This is a genomic window from Nocardiopsis salina YIM 90010, assembly GCF_000341025.1.
Lineage (GTDB): Bacteria > Actinomycetota > Actinomycetes > Streptosporangiales > Streptosporangiaceae > Nocardiopsis > Nocardiopsis salina.
This window is the reverse complement of sequence record NZ_ANBF01000181.1, coordinates 43,001-60,110: the sequence shown is the minus strand read 5'-3', so window position 1 is coordinate 60,110 and position 17,110 is coordinate 43,001. Positions and strand designations below refer to the sequence as shown.

19 protein-coding genes are annotated in these 17,110 nt (G+C 69.2%); 3 read left to right on the top strand and 16 right to left on the bottom strand.

Going from position 1 to position 17,110, the window contains the following annotated elements; genetic code table 11:
- Positions 1 to 62 precede the first annotated feature (62 nt).
- From D474_RS0120735 to rplM, 4 genes are all read right to left on the bottom strand, one after another.
- Entirely contained in the window at positions 63 to 1,094 is a 1,032-nt protein-coding gene (locus D474_RS0120735) for an ROK family glucokinase (protein ID WP_017615414.1), read from the bottom strand.
- Positions 1,095 to 1,206: 112 nt separating this feature from the next.
- Entirely contained in the window at positions 1,207 to 2,544 is a 1,338-nt protein-coding gene (glmM, locus tag D474_RS0120730; protein ID WP_017615413.1) for a phosphoglucosamine mutase, read from the bottom strand.
- Positions 2,545 to 2,706: 162 nt separating this feature from the next.
- On the bottom strand, positions 2,707 to 3,216 hold the full coding sequence (rpsI, locus tag D474_RS0120725) for a 30S ribosomal protein S9 (RefSeq protein WP_017615412.1): 510 nt from the start codon (positions 3,214 to 3,216) through the stop codon (positions 2,707 to 2,709).
- A gap of 38 nt (positions 3,217 to 3,254) precedes the next feature.
- Complete coding sequence (gene rplM / locus D474_RS0120720) at positions 3,255 to 3,704, bottom strand: 50S ribosomal protein L13 (protein WP_017615411.1); 450 nt, start codon at positions 3,702 to 3,704, stop codon at positions 3,255 to 3,257.
- A 2,022-nt stretch (positions 3,705 to 5,726) separates the two neighbouring features.
- Here rplM and D474_RS0120710 point away from each other — a divergent pair.
- The 3 genes from D474_RS0120710 to D474_RS0120700 all read left to right on the top strand — a co-directional run bounded on the left by D474_RS0120710 (position 5,727) and on the right by D474_RS0120700 (position 7,969).
- Positions 5,727 to 6,557 (top strand): hypothetical protein, encoded by an 831-nt coding sequence (locus D474_RS0120710; RefSeq protein ID WP_026118666.1) that lies wholly within the window; start codon positions 5,727 to 5,729, stop codon positions 6,555 to 6,557.
- 240 nt (positions 6,558 to 6,797) lie between these two features.
- A complete protein-coding gene (locus D474_RS33580) occupies positions 6,798 to 7,118 on the top strand; it encodes a transposase (RefSeq protein WP_017615409.1) in 321 nt (106 codons plus the stop codon).
- 11 nt (positions 7,119 to 7,129) lie between these two features.
- Positions 7,130 to 7,969: an IS3 family transposase gene (locus D474_RS0120700; RefSeq protein WP_017615408.1), complete on the top strand. Its 840-nt coding sequence runs from the start codon at positions 7,130 to 7,132 to the stop codon at positions 7,967 to 7,969.
- 84 nt (positions 7,970 to 8,053) lie between these two features.
- Here D474_RS0120700 and D474_RS29475 read toward each other — a convergent pair whose 3' ends face one another.
- From D474_RS29475 to secY, 12 genes are all read right to left on the bottom strand, one after another.
- Positions 8,054 to 9,040 (bottom strand): phosphotransferase, encoded by a 987-nt coding sequence (locus tag D474_RS29475; RefSeq protein ID WP_017615407.1) that lies wholly within the window; start codon positions 9,038 to 9,040, stop codon positions 8,054 to 8,056.
- An 86-nt stretch (positions 9,041 to 9,126) separates the two neighbouring features.
- Positions 9,127 to 9,972 (bottom strand): tRNA pseudouridine(38-40) synthase TruA, encoded by an 846-nt coding sequence (gene truA, locus D474_RS0120690; RefSeq protein WP_017615406.1) that lies wholly within the window; start codon positions 9,970 to 9,972, stop codon positions 9,127 to 9,129.
- A 102-nt stretch (positions 9,973 to 10,074) separates the two neighbouring features.
- Positions 10,075 to 10,560 (bottom strand): 50S ribosomal protein L17, encoded by a 486-nt coding sequence (gene rplQ, locus D474_RS0120685; RefSeq protein ID WP_026118665.1) that lies wholly within the window; start codon positions 10,558 to 10,560, stop codon positions 10,075 to 10,077.
- Positions 10,561 to 10,626: 66 nt separating this feature from the next.
- Positions 10,627 to 11,649 carry a DNA-directed RNA polymerase subunit alpha gene (locus D474_RS0120680; protein ID WP_017615404.1) on the bottom strand — a complete coding sequence of 341 codons (1,023 nt, stop codon included), beginning with the start codon at positions 11,647 to 11,649 and terminating at the stop codon, positions 10,627 to 10,629.
- Positions 11,650 to 11,824: 175 nt separating this feature from the next.
- The gene (rpsK, locus tag D474_RS0120675; RefSeq protein ID WP_017615403.1) at positions 11,825 to 12,229 is read right to left on the bottom strand and encodes a 30S ribosomal protein S11; all 405 of its coding nucleotides are present in this window, start codon (positions 12,227 to 12,229) and stop codon (positions 11,825 to 11,827) included.
- A gap of 66 nt (positions 12,230 to 12,295) precedes the next feature.
- On the bottom strand, positions 12,296 to 12,676 hold the full coding sequence (gene rpsM / locus D474_RS0120670; protein ID WP_017615402.1) for a 30S ribosomal protein S13: 381 nt from the start codon (positions 12,674 to 12,676) through the stop codon (positions 12,296 to 12,298).
- A gap of 221 nt (positions 12,677 to 12,897) precedes the next feature.
- Positions 12,898 to 13,011, bottom strand: a complete 114-nt coding sequence (gene rpmJ / locus D474_RS0120665) for a 50S ribosomal protein L36 (RefSeq protein ID WP_013156136.1) — start codon at positions 13,009 to 13,011, stop codon at positions 12,898 to 12,900.
- A 51-nt stretch (positions 13,012 to 13,062) separates the two neighbouring features.
- Entirely contained in the window at positions 13,063 to 13,284 is a 222-nt protein-coding gene (gene infA / locus D474_RS0120660; protein ID WP_013156135.1) for a translation initiation factor IF-1, read from the bottom strand.
- Positions 13,285 to 13,643: 359 nt separating this feature from the next.
- A complete protein-coding gene (locus tag D474_RS0120655) occupies positions 13,644 to 14,108 on the bottom strand; it encodes a DUF1707 domain-containing protein (RefSeq protein WP_017615401.1) in 465 nt (154 codons plus the stop codon).
- Between the two features lie 76 nt (positions 14,109 to 14,184).
- The gene (map, locus tag D474_RS0120650; RefSeq protein WP_017615400.1) at positions 14,185 to 14,982 is read right to left on the bottom strand and encodes a type I methionyl aminopeptidase; all 798 of its coding nucleotides are present in this window, start codon (positions 14,980 to 14,982) and stop codon (positions 14,185 to 14,187) included.
- Positions 14,982 to 15,638: an adenylate kinase gene (locus tag D474_RS0120645; protein ID WP_193374033.1), complete on the bottom strand. Its 657-nt coding sequence runs from the start codon at positions 15,636 to 15,638 to the stop codon at positions 14,982 to 14,984. The genes map and D474_RS0120645 overlap by 1 nt, the downstream gene beginning before the upstream one ends.
- Complete coding sequence (gene secY, locus D474_RS0120640) at positions 15,639 to 16,952, bottom strand: preprotein translocase subunit SecY (RefSeq protein ID WP_017615398.1); 1,314 nt, start codon at positions 16,950 to 16,952, stop codon at positions 15,639 to 15,641. It abuts the gene before it with no gap.
- Between the last annotated feature and the right edge of the window lie 158 nt (positions 16,953 to 17,110).

Genomic DNA, 17,110 nt, shown 5'->3' with positions numbered 1-17,110 from the left:
GGACCGTGACCGCACGATCGGACCCATGCATCACCCCCGGACGGGTCGGCCGCACGGCCGGGTCAGCGGCGACGGTAGGTGCTCAGCCTCCTCTGGCGGCGGCCCTGGCGCCAGCGGGGCAGCCCCTCGCGCGCGAGGTCCGCGGCGCCGACGATGCCCGCCTCGTTGCCGAGCGCGGCCGGCACCACCCGGGCCGCGGGCCGGTACCCGCGGCCGGTCAGGCGCCGCTCGAACGCGGTGCGTGCGGGCCCCAGCAGCAGGTCCCCGTTCTCGGACACCCCGCCCCCGATGACGAACACCTCAGGGTCGAAGGCGGCCGCGAGGTCGGCCAGGCCGCTGCCGAGCCACTCCCCCGCGTCCTCCATCAACTCCACGCACGCCAGGTCGCCCTTGGCCGCCAGCTCACCCACGAGTGCACCGGAGACCAGCGCCGGGTCACCGCCCACCGCTTCGGTGAGCGCCCCGGCCACCGGCGACTCAGCCGCGACGAGGGAGCGGGCCTCCCGCGCCAGGGCGTTGCCGCTCGCGTACTGCTCCCAGCACCCGCGGTTGCCGCACTCGCACCGGTGACCGCCCGGCACCACCGTCATGTGTCCGAACTCCCCGGCCATCCCGTACCGCCCCCGGTGCAGCCCTCCGCCGAGCACGACCGCCCCGCCGATACCGGTCCCCAGGTTCACCACCACGACGTCGTCGGAGCCCTGGGCCGCACCCACGCTCGCCTCGGCCCACGCCGCGGCGTTCGCGTCGTTCTCCACGACCACCGGCAACCCGAGGCGCACCGTCAGCGCGTCCTTCAACGGCTCACCCCGCCACGACAGGTGCGGCGCGAACAGGACCGTGGACCGGTGCTCGTCCACGAAACCGGCGGCGCCCACCCCGACGGCACGTACCGGGTGCGCCGACCGCAGCTCGTCGACCACCCCGGCGACCGTCTCCTCGACCACCTCCGGGCTCTTGCTGCGGTGCGGCGTCTCGGTCCGGACCCGCGCCAGGACCCGCCCCTGCGGTGTGACCACACCCGCCGAGACCTTGCTTCCCCCGATGTCGACGCCGACCGTCAGCGCCTGACCGAACCACGTGTCCGCGACCATGACTCTGTCCTTCCCCGACCTCACGCCCCTCCCCCGGGGCCACGCAAGACGCGGCCGCACGGCCCCTCCCCGGAACCGTGCGGCCGCGATCTGCTGTTCTTGGTGTCCCGTGTCAGGACAGTTCGGTGCGGACCACCTCGGCGAGCTTCTCCGCGGTGGCGCGGGCCTGCCCCTCCTCGGGCGCCTCGACCATCACCCGGACCTTCGGCTCCGTACCGCTCGGGCGCAGCAGGACCCTGCCGGTCTCACCCAGTTCGGCCTCGGCCTCGCGCACGGCCTCCCACAGGCGCTCGGAGTCGTTCACCCGGGTACGGTCGACGTCCGGAACGTTGACCAACACCTGCGGCAGGCGCGTCATGACCTTCGCCAGTTCCGCGAGTCCCTGGCCGCGGCGTGCGACGGCAGCCATGAGACTCAGTCCGGTCAGCACTCCGTCGCCGGTGGTTGCGTGGTCCAGCAGGATCACGTGGCCGGACTGCTCACCGCCGAGCGCGAACCCGCCGCGTTTCATCTCCTCGAGCACGTAGCGGTCGCCCACGGCCGTCTCGGCCACGGTGATGCCCTCACGCTTCATCGCCAGCTTCAGGCCCAGGTTCGACATGACCGTGACCACGAGGGTGTCCTCGGCCAGCTCGCCGGCTTCCTTGAGTTCGGTCGCGAGAATCGCCAGGATCTGGTCGCCGTCCACGACGCGGCCCTCGGAGTCCACGGCCAGGCAGCGGTCGGCGTCACCGTCGTTGGCGATCCCGGCGTCGGCCCCGTGCAGGCGCACCGCCTCCTGGAGCGCGTCCAGGTGGGTGGAGCCGTGCCCCTGGTTGATGTTGTGTCCGTCGGGGGCGTCGCCGATCGTGACGACCTCGGCGCCGGCGCGGCGCAGTGCCTCGGGGGCAACCGTGGAGGAGGCTCCGTGCGCGCAGTCCACGACGACCTTGAGGCCGTCGAGGCGGTTCTTCAGGGAGCCCACCACGTGCTCGACGTAGCGCTCTGCCCCGTCGGTGGCGTCGCTCACGCGGCCCACGTCCTCGCCCACGGCAGGGTTGGAGGGAACGCCGAGCATGCCCTCGATCTCGTCCTCGAGCGCGTCGGCGAGCTTCTGGCCGCCCTCGGCGAAGAACTTGATCCCGTTGTCACGCGCAGGGTTGTGGCTGGCCGAGAGCATGACACCGAAGTCGGCACCGAGCTCACCGGTCAAGTGCGCCACGGCCGGCGTCGGCAGCACCCCTGCCCGCACCACGTCGACCCCGCTGCTGGCGAGCCCGGCGACGACGGCGGCCTCGAGGAACTCACCGGAGGCGCGCGGATCACGGCCCACGACCGCTACGGGTCGCCGTCCCGCACGCCGCTCCGTGAGCACACGAGCCGCCGCGACGGACAGGTCCAGTGCGAGGGCCGCGGTCAGGTCCTGTCCCGCGACACCGCGTACACCATCGGTTCCGAACAGCCGAGCCACAGCGTCAGCCCCTTTCCAGATCGGCGCCTCCTTGTCGGCGCCGGAGAGTTCGGGGTGGCACGAAACACGCCACCGGATACAGCAAAAGCCCGCACGCCGTCCCCGTGAGCGGGGACGACGTACGGGCAACAGCTCAGCCGGGACGAAACCGGCGAAAGAGCATCAGCGCTTGGAGAACTGGGGAGCCTTGCGCGCCTTCTTGAGACCGGCCTTCTTCCGCTCGACCTCGCGGTCGTCGCGGGTGAGGAAACCGGCCTTCTTGAGGGTCGGGCGGTTGTTCTCCGGGTCCAGGGAGGACAGCGCACGGGCGACGCCGTGGCGCATGGCCCCGGCCTGACCGCTCGGGCCACCGCCGTTCAGGTTGGCGAAGACGTCGTAGGCGCCGTCGAACCCGAGGGAGACCAGCGGCTCCTTGATGGTCTGCTGGTGGACCTTGTCCGGGAAGTAGTCCTCGAGGGACTTGCCGTTGACCTTGACCTCACCGGTGCCGGGCGCGATGCGGACACGGGCCACCGCCTTCTTGCGGCGGCCGGTGCCGGCGCTGGGGCCGGACGCGGTGGGGACGTAGGCGGCGACGGTCTCCTCGGACTCGCTGGTGAACTCGGAGGGGAATTCCTCCGGGTTCTCGACGTACTCCTGCTCGACGTCTTCGATGCCGGTGGGCTCGACCACGGTTCTCCTCGTACTTCCTGTAAAAGTCTCGCGAACGCCTAGGCGGACTGCTCGATCTTGCCGATCTCGAACGGAACCGGCTGCTGGGCCTGGTGCGGGTGCTCCGGCCCGGAGTACACCTTGAGCTTCTTGGCCATCTGGCGCCCGAGGGAACCCTTGGGGAGCATGCCCTTGACGGCCTTCTCGATGGCGCGCTCGGGGTTCTTCTCCAGCAGCTCTGCGTAGGAGACCGAACGCATACCGCCGGGGTAACCGGAGTGCCGGTACGCGCGCTTCTGCTCCAGCTTCTTACCGGACAGCGCGACCTTGTCGGCGTTCACGACGATCACGAAGTCGCCGGTGTCGATGTGGGGCGCGTAGTAGGGCTTGTGCTTGCCCCGAAGCAGCGTGGCAACCTGGCTGGCCATACGCCCGAGCACGAGATCGGTAGCGTCGACAACGTGCCACTGACGCTGGACATCGCTAGTTTTGGGGCTGTATGTGCGCACGATCGTTTGCCTTCGCTCTTCAGTCGGCTGCCCCATCCCCGTGAAGGGATGGTGGACTCGTTTACGGAACACCCCCGCGGGCGCGGGGCCGGGAACTCCCCGCGGTTGCGGGGCCGTCACTGGGCCGGATGTCCCATGCCATTTCAGGACGACCCGGTAATGAGTGCGCAGACGGTGGTGCGTGGATCGGCTCCCTGTGACGCAATGTCTGGGGCCCACGGCAACTCAACGCACAACGACGGAACATCCTACCCGGCTACCCGGATGCCGGTCAAAGCGGATCCAGGTGTCCCAGGCAGGACCACGTCCGCACTCCATGGTACGGACTCGGAGCCACGTCCGTGACCTCTCCGCCTTTTATTATGCCTGTCGTCAGAAGTGCTTCGTCCTGTCCCCGCCCGTGCGTTGGTTACCCTTGCACCGCAAGGCCGGTCTCCGCCCCGTTCGACGGGCGCTGACATCCCTTCGGAGACACCCGTCACGATCGCGCCCCTCGCCTGCGGTCGGACCGCACAGGCGCCTTCCGTCCCACCCTCGGAGACTTCGGAGACTCTCATCAGTACGCATCCGCAATCGCCGCGAAACGGTCCGGACGGACAGGACGACGGTGACGGCCGGGACCTGCTGGGCCCGGGACCCGAGTCACCGGTGGAGACCCCTGACGGGGACCCGCACCAGGATCGCACGGCCGACGGCCCCGGTGCATGGGGTTTCGGAACTCCGGACGCCGGCGGCCATGGAGAGCCCGGTCACAGCGGAACCGCGGCGGGCGGCCCCGAGGCCCACGGTCAGCAGACGGGCGCCCCGACCACCGGGGCCCCGGAGCACGTCGCAGGTTCGGAAGAGGGCCGGGACGGAGGACCGTTCGCACCTTCCGAGCACGCGCCATCGCGTGAGGAACGGTCAGAGCCGTACGGCGGCCCGCATGCACCGGGCCCGGACACCTACGGCGCACCCCGGCCCCCGTGGGCCGATGCCCCGCAGAGCCTCTCACCCGAGGCGCGCGGGCCGAGCGGGCCGCAGGCTCCGTGGGGCGGCGGTCAGGACGCGTCCCGGACGTCCGTGAGCCCTCACGGGGGCCCCTCCGGCACCGGTGGACACTCAGGTTCCGGTGAACCGCCCCGACCGGCCGGGCCCGGGGTCCCTGACCCCGCAGGCACCCCGGGTGGCCCCATCGCCGCCGACGACTCCGCCGGGCCCGCGGGCCACGACGCTCCGGCCGGTCCCGCCGACGCATCCGGAGCCCCCTATGGACGCATGTCTTCCGGGGGACACAATGGCCCCGGCAACCCCCACACCCCGAGCGGATCCCACCAACCCATGAACCCCAACGGCCCCACGGGCCCCGAGGGCCACGACGGCCCCAGCGGCCCGCACACCCCGCACGGCCCGAACGCTCCGACCCCGGACGGGCCCAACACCCCCGTTCCCCCGGGCGCGCCCAACGGCACAGAAGGTCCGTATCCCCCGAGCGGCCCCCAGCAACCCCCGGTGCCGCCGCACGGCGCCCCGAGCGGACCACACCGACCGACGCCCCCCAGTAGCCCCCAGGGACCCCCTGGACCGCAGGGCCCCGTCGGCCCGAACGGCCCCACGGGCCCCGGTGGCCCGCAAGGCGCCCCCGGACCGCACGCGCCCAATGGCCCCCAGCAGCCGCCGCACGCCGGCCCGCCCCCGGGACGTCCCCCCATGGGCCAGAGCGGTGGAGCCCCGCCCGGTCCCCCGCAGGGTCCCGGTGGCCCCGGAGGGCCCGGCGGACCGAACCACCCCATGGGCCCCGGAGGCCCGCGGGGGCCCGGCCGTCCCGGAGGCCCGCAGGTGCCGCCCGGAGCGCCCATGCCTCCGGGTGCCCCCCAGGGCCCGCCCCCCGGTGCTCCCGGCGGGCCGCCGCCCGTGCCCCACGGCGGGCCCCAAGGTGTGGGCCCTCCCGGCGGTCCCCCTCCTCAGGGTCCCCCCGGCCCCCAGGGGCCGCACGCTCCGGGTGAAAAGCCCCCCGAGGAACCGACGTTCCCTCCCGACGCCATGGGCTCCACCCACAGCCTCGCCGCCGTTCCGCCGGCAGGGCGCGGCGACGACCGTCCGCTCTTCCGGGACGAGGTGCCCGAGGACGCGGGTGCGGACACGGCCCAGTTCGACGTCCAGAGCATGGACGACTACGCGGACGAGGACCACGACAGCTACGACCCCGGAGCCCGCAAGCGCAAGGCCCTGCTGATCTCCGGGTTCGTGGTTCTGCTCATCGCGGCCTCCGGCGGCGCGTACTTCATCGCCTCCGACGGATCGATACCCGGCGGTGACGCACAGGCCGCGACCGTCGGGCACGAGGACGACGACCCCGACCCGCTCGACCCCGAGGCGCTCTTCCCGGAGTCGGTGTCGCTGGGCACCGAGGACTACGATGGAGACTTCGCCCGGGTGGCCGTCGACGACACCGAGCAGTGCGCCGACGGTGCGCACGGTGAGTACGGCGAGGTGCTGGCGGGCAACGACTGCCGGCAGCTGGTGCGCGCCTCGTACCTGAACGAGGACGACGGGCGCGCTGTGACCGTCGGAGTGGCCGCGATGCCCTCGGAGGAGCAGGCCGAAACCGTGCTGGAGGAGCAGGACCTGGTCGCCGCTCAGTGGTTCGCCGGGCTGGCCGGTGACGAGGGCACCCCGGCCGAGGGGCTCGGCCACGCAGGCGGGTTCGGCAACAGCGCCACGTGGGGGCGGTACGTGCTGTTCTCGCTCGGCACCGACGGCGCCGACGGCGCCGAGGCGGAGGACGGCTCGGAGGACGCGACGGAGCTGCGCAGCGTGAGCGACGGGTTCCTGGAAGAACTCCACGCGTCGATCCCCGAGGAGCGGTCCTAGCCAAGGGCCCGCTCCATCCTGAACTGCTCCCTGGAAGTTGGACTGGAAATCCAGTTCCATCGACCAGGGAGCAGTCCTATGAGAGCGAACAGCTCGCTCACCCCTGACCAACGCTGCGAGGCGATAGCGTTGTTCGAGCAAGGCAGGGCCGACAGCGCGGTGGCATGTTCACTGGGGGTGTCCCGGTGGCCGGTCCGGCGCTTGTATCAACGGTGGCGGATCCATGGCCCGGGAGCGCTGGTGGCCCAACAAGCGAAGAAGTCCTACTCCTTCGAGTTCAAGGTCGAGGCGGTGCACCGTCTCCTGGCAGGCGAGCCCAAGAGCGAACTGGCCGAGGAACTGGAACTGTCCTCACCCAAGCTGCTGGAATCCTGGGCACGCACCTACCGCGACCAGGGCTCGCAAGGGCTACGCCCCAAGCAGCGGGGACGCCCGCCCAAGAGCGCACCGTCAGGCTCGGAGTCGGAGTTGGAGCGACTGCGCCGCGAGAACGAGTACCTGCGTGCCCAGAACGCCTACCTGGGAAAATTGCGGGACTTGAGGGAGCAGGGGCACCAGTAAGAGCCGAAGCTGTGGCCACCCTCAAGGACCAGCACCCCCTGGCCGTGCTGTTGCAGGTCGCGGGCTTGGCCCGATCGACGTTCTTCTACCACCAGGTGCGGCTCCACGCCCCTGACCCCCACGCCGCGCTCAAGGCCGACATCGCCCAGCTCTTCGAGGCCAACAGGGGTCGTTACGGGCATCGCCGGATCCATGACCAGCTCGGTAAGAAGGGGTGGCGGGTGGCGAAGAAGACCGTGCTCAAGCTCATGAACCAGTTGGGACTGGTCTGCCGGGTACGCCGGAAGAAGCCCTACAGCTCCTACCGGGGCCAGGCAGGCGAGGTGGCGCCGAACCTGCTGGAGCGTGACTTCACCGCCCAGGGGCCGAACCAGAAATGGGTGACCGACGTGAGCGAGTTCGCCGTCGCCGGGCACAAGGTCTACCTGTCACCGGTGATGGACTTGTTCGATCGGCAGATCATCTCCTACACGGCGGGTGTGTCACCGAACCTGGAGTTGACCAACACCTCCTTGCGGGAGGCGTTGAAGGCTCTGGATCCCGGGCAGAGCCCGCTGATCCACTCCGACCAGGGGTTTCAGTACCAGCACGTGTCCTGGCGGCGTCTGATCGCGGGGGCCGGCGGCGTCCAGTCGATGTCGCGCAAGGGCAACTGCTTGGACAACGCGGTGATCGAGAGCTTCTTCGGTCACTTGAAGCAGGAGTTCTTTGCCCACTGCGAGTTCGAGAGCGTCGAGGCCTTCACCACGGAGCTGGAGGACTACATCGCCTGGTTCAACCACGAACGTGTCCATAGCTACCTTGAGGGCCTGAGCCCGGTGCAGTACCGAGCTCAGGCCCTGGCGGCCTAACCTTTAGTTAGCCGGTCCAACTATCGGGTACCAGTTCATCCCGAGCACGGCCGCGTGCGAGTGCCAGGGATGGAGCGGGGCCCGTCAGACCGCCGCACCCGGCGACGCCCCACGGCCTCGGTCCCACTGAATCGAGGCGAGGCGTTCGGCAGTGCCCAAGTACTGCCGGGCCATTTCATCGGCGCCGAGTTCCAACAGGTACAACCCGCTGGACACCCGTTCGATGAAGCCCCACTGCCAGATCGCGGCCGCGTCGAGGCCGGAACGGGACGCCAGCAGCCGGCAGTACCCACGGGCCTTCGCAACCGCATCAGCAGGGCTTCCCGACAGGAGTTCGGGGCACCACCCCCGAAGCACCACCCCCAGGTCGTAGGCGGGATCCGCGAGGAAACCGTCCGGGTCGACGAAGACGTGGCCCGCTCGCGCACCCGGGCGCGCAACCGGCACCTGCAGCGCGTTGTCGGGGTGCGGGTCGCCGTGGACCACGACCGCCCCCTCGAGCGTGGTGCCGGCTCGGCGCTGTTCGGCGTACTCCAGGGCAAGGCCCACCACGTGCTCCGAGCACGGCCGGTTCTGCCGGTCCCAGAGCGACGACACGAGTCCGCCCAGTTCCACCGCCTTCTGTTGGGCCTGATCCCGCGTGGCTGAGGCCGCACGGGGCACCTGCCAGGCCTGGGCCAGCAGGTCGCAGAGCACTTCCATCTGCCGCTCGGGGACCAGGCCCGCCCCGCTCAGAGGGCCGCCCAGCCCTTCGAGCAGGAGAGCGCGGTGCTGCACGTCATCGGCGAGCAACCGTACGTAGCCGCGCCCGCAGGCCGCGCGGAGGACGCGCACACGGTCGGACGTGCCCAGTTCAGGGTCGGGAGGATCGATCTTGAGGACGACGTCCCGACCCGCGGCGTCCCTGGCCCGGGCCACGTAGGCCGCCGATCCGCCTGCCATGGGCGGCCCCACCGTGATCGACCACCGCTGTTCGAGCTCGGCCACCAGGTCCTCGAGGCCGCTCAGCCAGGCTGTACCAGCGGCACCGAGCCGAGCCGCACGCCGGCGTACGAGATCCGGAAGGTTCATCCGGTCAGCATGCCTGGACGCCCAGCAGCGGTCCAAGCGATTTTCCCCCGATGGACCCGTGCGGGTGAGGGCGGCGCGAGACCCTCCTACGGCAGCTCCCGCACGCGACGGGTCGCCGACGCCCGCGACTCCAGTTCCTCGTCCGCCGGGTAGCGGACCTCCTCGAGGCTCAGCCCCTGAGGACCGACCACGTGCACCGAGGAATCGCGCACACCGGCCCGCAGCACCTCTCCGGGCCACTCGGTGCCGCGCCGGCCGTCCCCGACCGCGAGGAGCGCACCCACGAGCGCGCGCACCATGTTGTGGCAGAACGCGTCCGCCTGGATCGTCCCGTGCACCAGATCCCGGTCCACGCGCTCCCACGACAGGTGCAACAGCTCCCGGATCGTCGTCGCTCCGTCCCGCTTCTTGCAGTACGCCGCGAAGTCGTGCTCCCCCCGCAGGTGGTCCGCGGCGGCGTTCATCCGGTCCACGTCCAACGGGTGCCGGTGCCACAGCACGTCGCGCCGCCACAGCGGGTCCACGCCGTAGGGCGCATCGCTCACCCGGTACAGGTACCGCCGGAACAGGGGCGAGAACCGCGCGTCGAACCCCGGCGGCGCCACACGCGCATCGCTCACCCGCACGTCCTTGGGCAGCACCCCCGCGAGTCGGCGCAGCACCCGCTCGCCCTCGTTCTCCCACGTCTCCAGCGGTACATCGGCCTGGGCGACCTGACCACGCGCGTGCACACCCGAGTCCGTACGCCCGGCGCAGGTCAACGACACCGACGGCAGGCGCAGCACCTTGGCCAGCGCCTCCTCCAACACACCCTGGACCGTCCGCTGTGTCGGCTGCCTCGCCCACCCGGAGAAGTCGGTGCCGTCGTAGGCGATGTCGAAGCGCACCCGCACCAACTCGGGGCCCCCGACCGTCATCTCGTTCACGTCCATCGCACGATCCCCGTCCCGGATACGACGAGTGCCCGACCCCCGCGGGGATCGGGCACTCGCTGTGCGGTCCGTGTCCGGGCAGGCCCGGGCACGGCCTGACCACTACTTGCTGTCGGAGTCCTCGGCCTTGGCCTCGGTGGTCTCCTCGGCGGCGGCCTCCTCAGCGGGAGCCTCCTCCGCCTTCTCCTGGGCGGCGGGCTCGGCCGGAGCCGCCGGGGCGGCCGGCGCGGCCATGGCCTCGACCAGCTCGATCACGGCCATCGGGGCGTTGTCGCCCTTGCGCGGACCGATCTTGGTGATACGCGTGTAACCGCCGGGACGGTTCTCGAAGCGCGGGCCGATCTCCGTGAACAGCTCGTGCACGACGGCCTTGTCGGTGATCTTGGCGAGCACCTGGCGGCGGGCGTGCAGGTCACCGCGCTTGGCGAAGCTGATCAGCTTCTCCGCGTAGGGACGCAGGCGCTTGGCCTTGGTCTCAGTGGTGCGGATACGGCCGTGGGTGAACAGCGACGCGGCGAGGTTCGCCAGCATGTGCCGCTCGTGAGTGGGCCCGGAACCCAGACGGGCGCCCTTCGTAGGCGTGGGCATGGTGTCGTTCTCCTAGTGATGCGGTCCACGGCCGCACTCGGCCGGGGACCATTGGGCGACGAAGGTCTAGTACTGCTCCGTCTCGACGAAGGCGTCGCCCTCGTCGTCCTCGGAGCCGTAGGAATCGGCCGCGGAGCTGGGGTCGAATCCGGGAGGGGAGTCCTTCAGGGACAGACCCATGTCGACGAGCTTCTGCTTGACCTCGTCGATGGACTTGGCACCGAAGTTGCGGATGTCCAACAGGTCCTGCTCGGAGCGGGCAACCAGCTCACCGACGCTGTGGATGCCCTCCCTCTTGAGGCAGTTGTAGGACCGGACCGTGAGGTTGAGGTCCTCGATCGGCAGCGCCAGGTCGGCCGCCAGAGCGGCGTCCGTCGGCGACGGGCCCATGTCGATGCCCTCGGCGTCGACGTTGAGCTCGCGCGCCAGACCGAACAGCTCGACCAGGGTCTTGCCCGCGCTGGCCACGGCGTCACGGGGACGGATGGCCGGCTTGGTCTCGATGTCGACGATCAGGCGGTCGAAGTCGGTGCGCTGCTCGACACGAGTGGCCTCGACCTTGTACGTCACACGCAGCACCGGGGAGTAGATCGAGTCGATCGGGATGCGCCCGATCTCCTGACCCTGCTGCTTGTTCTGCGTCGCCGAGACGTAACCGCGGCCGCGCTCGACCGTCAGCTCCATCTCGAGCTTGCCCTTGCCGTTGAGCGTGGCGATGTGCAGGTCGGGGTTGTGAACCTCGACACCGGCCGGCGGAGCGATGTCCGCGGCGGTCACCACACCGGGGCCCTGCTTGCGCAGGTACATCAGCACGGGCTCGTCGTGCTCGGAACTGACGACCAGGCCCTTGAGGTTGAGGATCATCTCGGTGACGTCCTCCTTGACCCCGGGCACGGTGGTGAACTCGTGCTCGACGCCCTCGATGCGGATGCTCGTGACAGCCGCACCGGGGATGGAGGACAGCAACGTACGCCGGAGCGAGTTGCCGATGGTGTAGCCGAAGCCCGGCTCCAGCGGCTCGATGACGAACTTCGAGCGCAGGTCCGAGGCGACTTCCTCGGTGAGCGTGGGACGCTGTGCGATCAACATGGTCCGTGTCTTCCCTTCCACATGGCCGCCCGCTATTTGACGACCACCTGACGGGCACCACCGGACGGGTGCCCGTTGACCGGATTCCTACCCGGCTCGCGCCCCTGTCAGAGGAGCGCGGCCAACAAGCGCGGCACGGCGCCCGCGGGGCAGGATCGCGGGCGCCGGAGCCGGATCAGACCCGGCGGCGCTTGGGCGGACGGCAGCCGTTGTGCGGAACCGGGGTGACGTCCTGGATGGAGCCGACCTCCAGGCCGGTCGCCTGCAGCGAACGGATGGCGGTCTCCCGGCCCGACCCCGGGCCCTTGACGAACACGTCCACCTTGCGGACGCCGTGCTCCTGGGCACGGCGCGCGGCGGACTCGGCGGCCATCTGCGCGGCGTACGGGGTCGACTTACGCGAACCCTTGAAGCCGACCTGACCGGAGCTGGCCCACGAGATCACGGCACCGTTCGGGTCGGTGATGGTCACGACCGTGTTGTTGAACGTGCTCTTGATGTGAGCGTGCCCGTGGACAATGTTCTTCTTTTCCTTGCGGCGCACCTTGCGCGCGGCACCCTGACGGCCCTTAGGCGGCATTGGCGAAACTCCCAGAGATCATCGGTCCGTTGACAGTTGTCGGACTCGGTGGACGGTCCGAACGGACTACTTCTTGCCGGCCTTCTTCTTGCCGGCCACGGTCTTCTTCTTGCCCTTGCGGGTGCGCGCGTTGGTCTGCGTGCGCTGGCCGCGGACAGGCAGGCCACGACGGTGACGGTAGCCCTGGTAGCTGCCGATCTCCATCTTGCGACGGATGTCGGCCTGCACCTCGCGGCGGAGGTCACCCTCGACCTGATAGGTGTTCTCGATCCACTCGCGGAGCTTGACGAGGTCTTCCTCGGCGAGGTCGTAGATGCGGGTGTTGCCGTCAACACCGGTGTTCTTCAGGGTCTCGATCGCGCGTGTGCGGCCGACACCGTAGACGTACGTGAGGGCGATCTCCACCCGCTTGTCGCGGGGGAGGTCCACGCCGGCAATACGTGCCATGTGGGCGATACTCCATCCATGCTTTGCGGAGGTCTGCACCCGTCCCACCCTCTCGTCGCCCAATCGACGAGGCCCCGGCCTCCGACCGGGGGTGGTTCCCGGACCGCCACTGCGGTCGAACGGGAATCGGAACGGGCTCTGTTGTTTCTCAACCTCCCGGGGAAACCTCCCCCGGGCCGGGTTCTCGCGGTACGTGAATCCGCGTCAAGCCCGCCGGGTGCTTAGCCCTGGCGCTGCTTGTGGCGCGGGTCCGAGCAGATGACCATGATCCGGCCGTTACGGCGGATCACGCGGCACTTCGCGCAGATCTTCTTCACGCTCGGCTTGACCTTCATGGTGACTCCGAACTCATGCCGCCCTGTGGGCCCTGCGGCCCTCCGAGCCGGCTACTTGTAGCGGTAAACGATGCGCCCGCGCGTGAGGTCGTACGGGCTCAGCTCCACGACGACGCGGTCGTCGGGGAGAATGCGGATGTAGTTCATCCGCATCTTGCCGCTGATGTGGGCAAGGACCTGGTGCCCGTTGTCGAGCTCTACCTTGAACATAGCGTTGGGTAGGGACTCGACAACGGAGCCCTCGATCTCGATGGCGCCGTCTTTCTTGGCCATGTCCTTCTACGCCTCGCTCATCGATTGGTTGATCAGGACAACCCGACGCGACCCCAGTGGACCTGGCATGACACTACGGCCCCGGCGACGACTGGTCACAACCGTCACCGGCGCCAGAACTCACTGGAAGTTCGGGCCAACTGCAGAGCGTGCGTCGTGTTGGACGCGGCAAGAGAAGGCAGACTGACCCAACAGCCCGCGTGTGGGCAGTGTCAGTCTACCCCCGTGGGGCAAGTACTCCCGCCACCGGCCCCGAGCCCGTGCAACGGGTGCCTCACCCTCGCCGGCCCCGTACGTTCCCGGGATCGCCAACGATCCGGCCAACGCCGGGGCCTGCGGTTTTCTTCCCCCGGGGCGCGTCAGCCCCGCCCCGGACCAGGATCCTCGCCGCTGCGCTGTCCCCACAGCACACCGGCCGTCACCAGCCCCATGAGGATCCCCCACGGAAACATCACCCACAGGAACCAGGGATAAGAGTGGTCGGTCGTGAGGACCAGGATCAACCAGATGGTGAAACAGAGCACGTTGACCCCGGCCCACAGGGCCCACGGGATGATGATGGCCGGATCGCGCCAGGTCAGCGGCTGGACGGCGGTCTCCTCGGCCCCCCGGTCGGCGCCCTGCAGTTCGGCGAGATCGTGTTCGGGCAGGTCCTCGGTCACCCGGGTGAGCTCGCCCTCGGTGCGTGCCTTGTAGGCCGCCGAAAGGCGTTCGGTGAACTCCTCTTGATCCAGCCGCCCCTGGGCGAAGTGCTCCTGGAGAAGCTGGGCGACCCGGTCACGTTCGGAATCGGGGATCCGCATCGGCGGAGCCTGGTCGGACACTGCGCGCACCTCACAAGGAAGGGCCGGCGCCGCCCCGGGCTCCCCGGCCCCTGTGCGTCGGACCGAAACCGGGCCGTCACCAGCTCGGCTGGACGAATCCCATGTCCACGATCTTATCGCGGTTGTCCTCGCGGGCTGTCAGAACCATCGGCCCGTCGGCGGTGATCGCCACCGAGTGCTCGAAGTGCGCAGCCCGCCCGCCGTCACGGGTGACCACGGTCCACTCGTCGTCGAGAGTGACGACGTCGTGCCGGCGCATGGTGGTCATGGGCTCGATCGCCAGGCACATGCCCTCGACGAGCTTGACGCCCTTGCCCTTGCGTCCGTAGTTGAGCACGTGCGGATCCATGTGCATCTCGGTACCGATGCCGTGCCCACCGTNGTGCTGGGCGATGTGGCTGCCGATCGCATGGCTGATGTCGCCCAGGCGGCCGCCCGGCTTCATCTGGGCGATGCCCTTCCACATCGCCTCCTCGCACACGGCCATCATGCGCAGGTCCTCGTCGCGCGGGGTCCCGGCGACGATGGTGACGGCGGAGTCACCGTGCCATCCGTCGAGGATCGCACCGCAGTCGACGGAGACGATGTCACCGTCGGAGAGCACTCGCTCCGCGCTGGGGATGCCGTGCACGACCTCCTCGTTGACGGAGGCGCAGATCGATCCGGGGAAGCCGTAGTAGCCCTTGAACGAGGGCACCGCACCGGCGTCCCGGATGACCTTCTCCGCCACGGCGTCCAGCTCCAGCGTCGAGACGCCGGGACGCACCGCGCCCCGGACGGCATCGAGGGCGCGGGCCACGATGCGGCCCGCCGCCCTCATCAGCTCGATCTGTTCCGGGGTCTTGATCTGGACCGGATCAGCTCTGCGGATCATCAGGAGGAGGCCTTCTCCCGGATGGCCGCCATGGCGCGCTCGGACACCTCACCGACCGGGCCGGTCGCGGCGATGGTGGCGAGCAGACCCTCGTTCTCGTAGAACTCCACCAGAGGCGCGGTCTGGTCGCGGTAGACCTTCAGGCGGTGCCGGATGGTCTCCTCGCGGTCGTCCTCCCGCTGGTACAGCTCCGCGTTGTCGTCGTCGCACCGGCCGGCGGTCTGCGGGGCGTCGTACTCGACGTGGTAGACGCGTCCGCACTCCGGGCAGGACCGGCGCCCCGAGAGGCGGTTGACGACCTCTTCCTCGTCGACCCGCAGCTCCAGGACCACGTCCAGCTTCGAGTCGAGGTCGGCGAGCATGGTCTTCAGGGTCTCGGCCTGGGGAACGTTGCGCGGGAACCCGTCGAGCAGGAAGCCCTCCGCAGCGTCGTCCTGTGCCAGACGGTCCTTGACCATCGCGTTGGTGACCTCGTCGGGAACGAGGTCCCCGCGGTCCATGTACTCCTTGGCCTTCTTGCCAAGCTCCGTGCCGCCACTGACGTTGGCCCGGAAGATGTCACCGGTGGACACCTTCGGGATCGACAGCTCGGTCGCGAGGATCTGGGCCTGGGTGCCTTTACCGGCCCCAGGCGGACCCACCAATACAGCGCGCATTTATCGCAGAAAACCTTCGTAGTTCCTCTGCTGGAGGTGACTCTCGATCTGCTTCACCGTGTCCAGCCCGACTCCGACCATGATCAGGATGCTCGTCCCGCCGAAGGGGAAGTTCATGTCGGCGCCGGTGGCTCCGAGCGCGACCATCGGGAGAAGAGCGATCACACCCAGGTACAGGGATCCGGGGGTCGTCAGGCGCGTGAGCACGTAGTCGAGGTACTCGGCCGTCGGACGCCCAGGTCGGATACCCGGGATGAAACCACCGTACTTCTTCATGTTGTCGGCGACCTCAGTGGGGTTGAACGTGATCGCGACGTAGAAGAACGCGAAGCCCACGATCATGACGAAGAAGGTCGCCATGTAGACGGGGTGAGTGCCCGTCAGGAAGTAGGTCTGGAAGAACTGCGCCACCGGATGGGTGGAGTCCTGGCCCATCAGCCCGACGATCAGCTGCGGCAGATAGAGCAGGGAAGAGGCGAAGATCACGGGGATGATGCCCGCCTGGTTGACCTTCAGAGGGATGTAGGTCGAGCTGCCGCCGTACATCCGGCGGCCGACCATCCGCTTGGCGTACTGCACCGGGATGCGGCGCTGGGCCTGCTCCATGAAGACCACGGCCGTGATGAGAGCCAGGCCGGCGATGCAGATGATGGTGAAGATCCAGACGGACCGCTCCTCGTACAGGCCCATGATCGAGGAGGGGAACATCGCGATGACCTGAGTGAAGATCAGCAGCGACATACCGTTGCCGACGCCGCGCTCGGTGATGAGCTCGCCGAACCACATGATGAGCGCGGTACCCGCGGTCATCGTGAAGACGATCGTCACCAGGGTGAGGATGTCCTGGTTCGGCATGTAGACCGTCGACGGGATCTGGTCCTGGAACAGAGCACCCGTGCGGGCCATCGCCACGATGCTGGTGGCCTGCAGGACGGCCAGCATCAGCGTCAGGTAGCGGGTGTACTGCGTGATCTTGGCCTGCCCGGACTGGCCTTCCTTCTTGAGGCGTTCCAGGTGGGGGATCACCACAGTGAGCAGGTTGATGATGATGCTCGCGGTGATGTACGGCATGACCCCGAGTGCGAACACCGCCAGTTGCAGCAGGGCACCGCCGCTGAACAGGTTGATGAGCGTGTACACACCCGTCTGGTCGGCGGCCGTGACCGCCTCCATCTGCTCCCGGATGGCCGCGGAGTCGATCCCCGGGGCGGGGATGACCGAGCCGAGCCGGAACAGCGTCAGGATGAACAGTGTGAACAGCAGCTTGTTGCGCAGGTCGGGCGTGCGGAATGCACGTACGAACGCACCTAGCACGTCTCCTCCTGCGCGGTTTCGGCGGCGGAACGGGTTCCAGACATCGCGGCCGATCCTGATCGTCGTAGAGCCTCAGCACGGGCTGGTCGCCCTGTGCTCGGAAGTTTTCACATTACGTCAAGCGGGAAGCTTAAACAGATGGCACTGTAACAGCCATC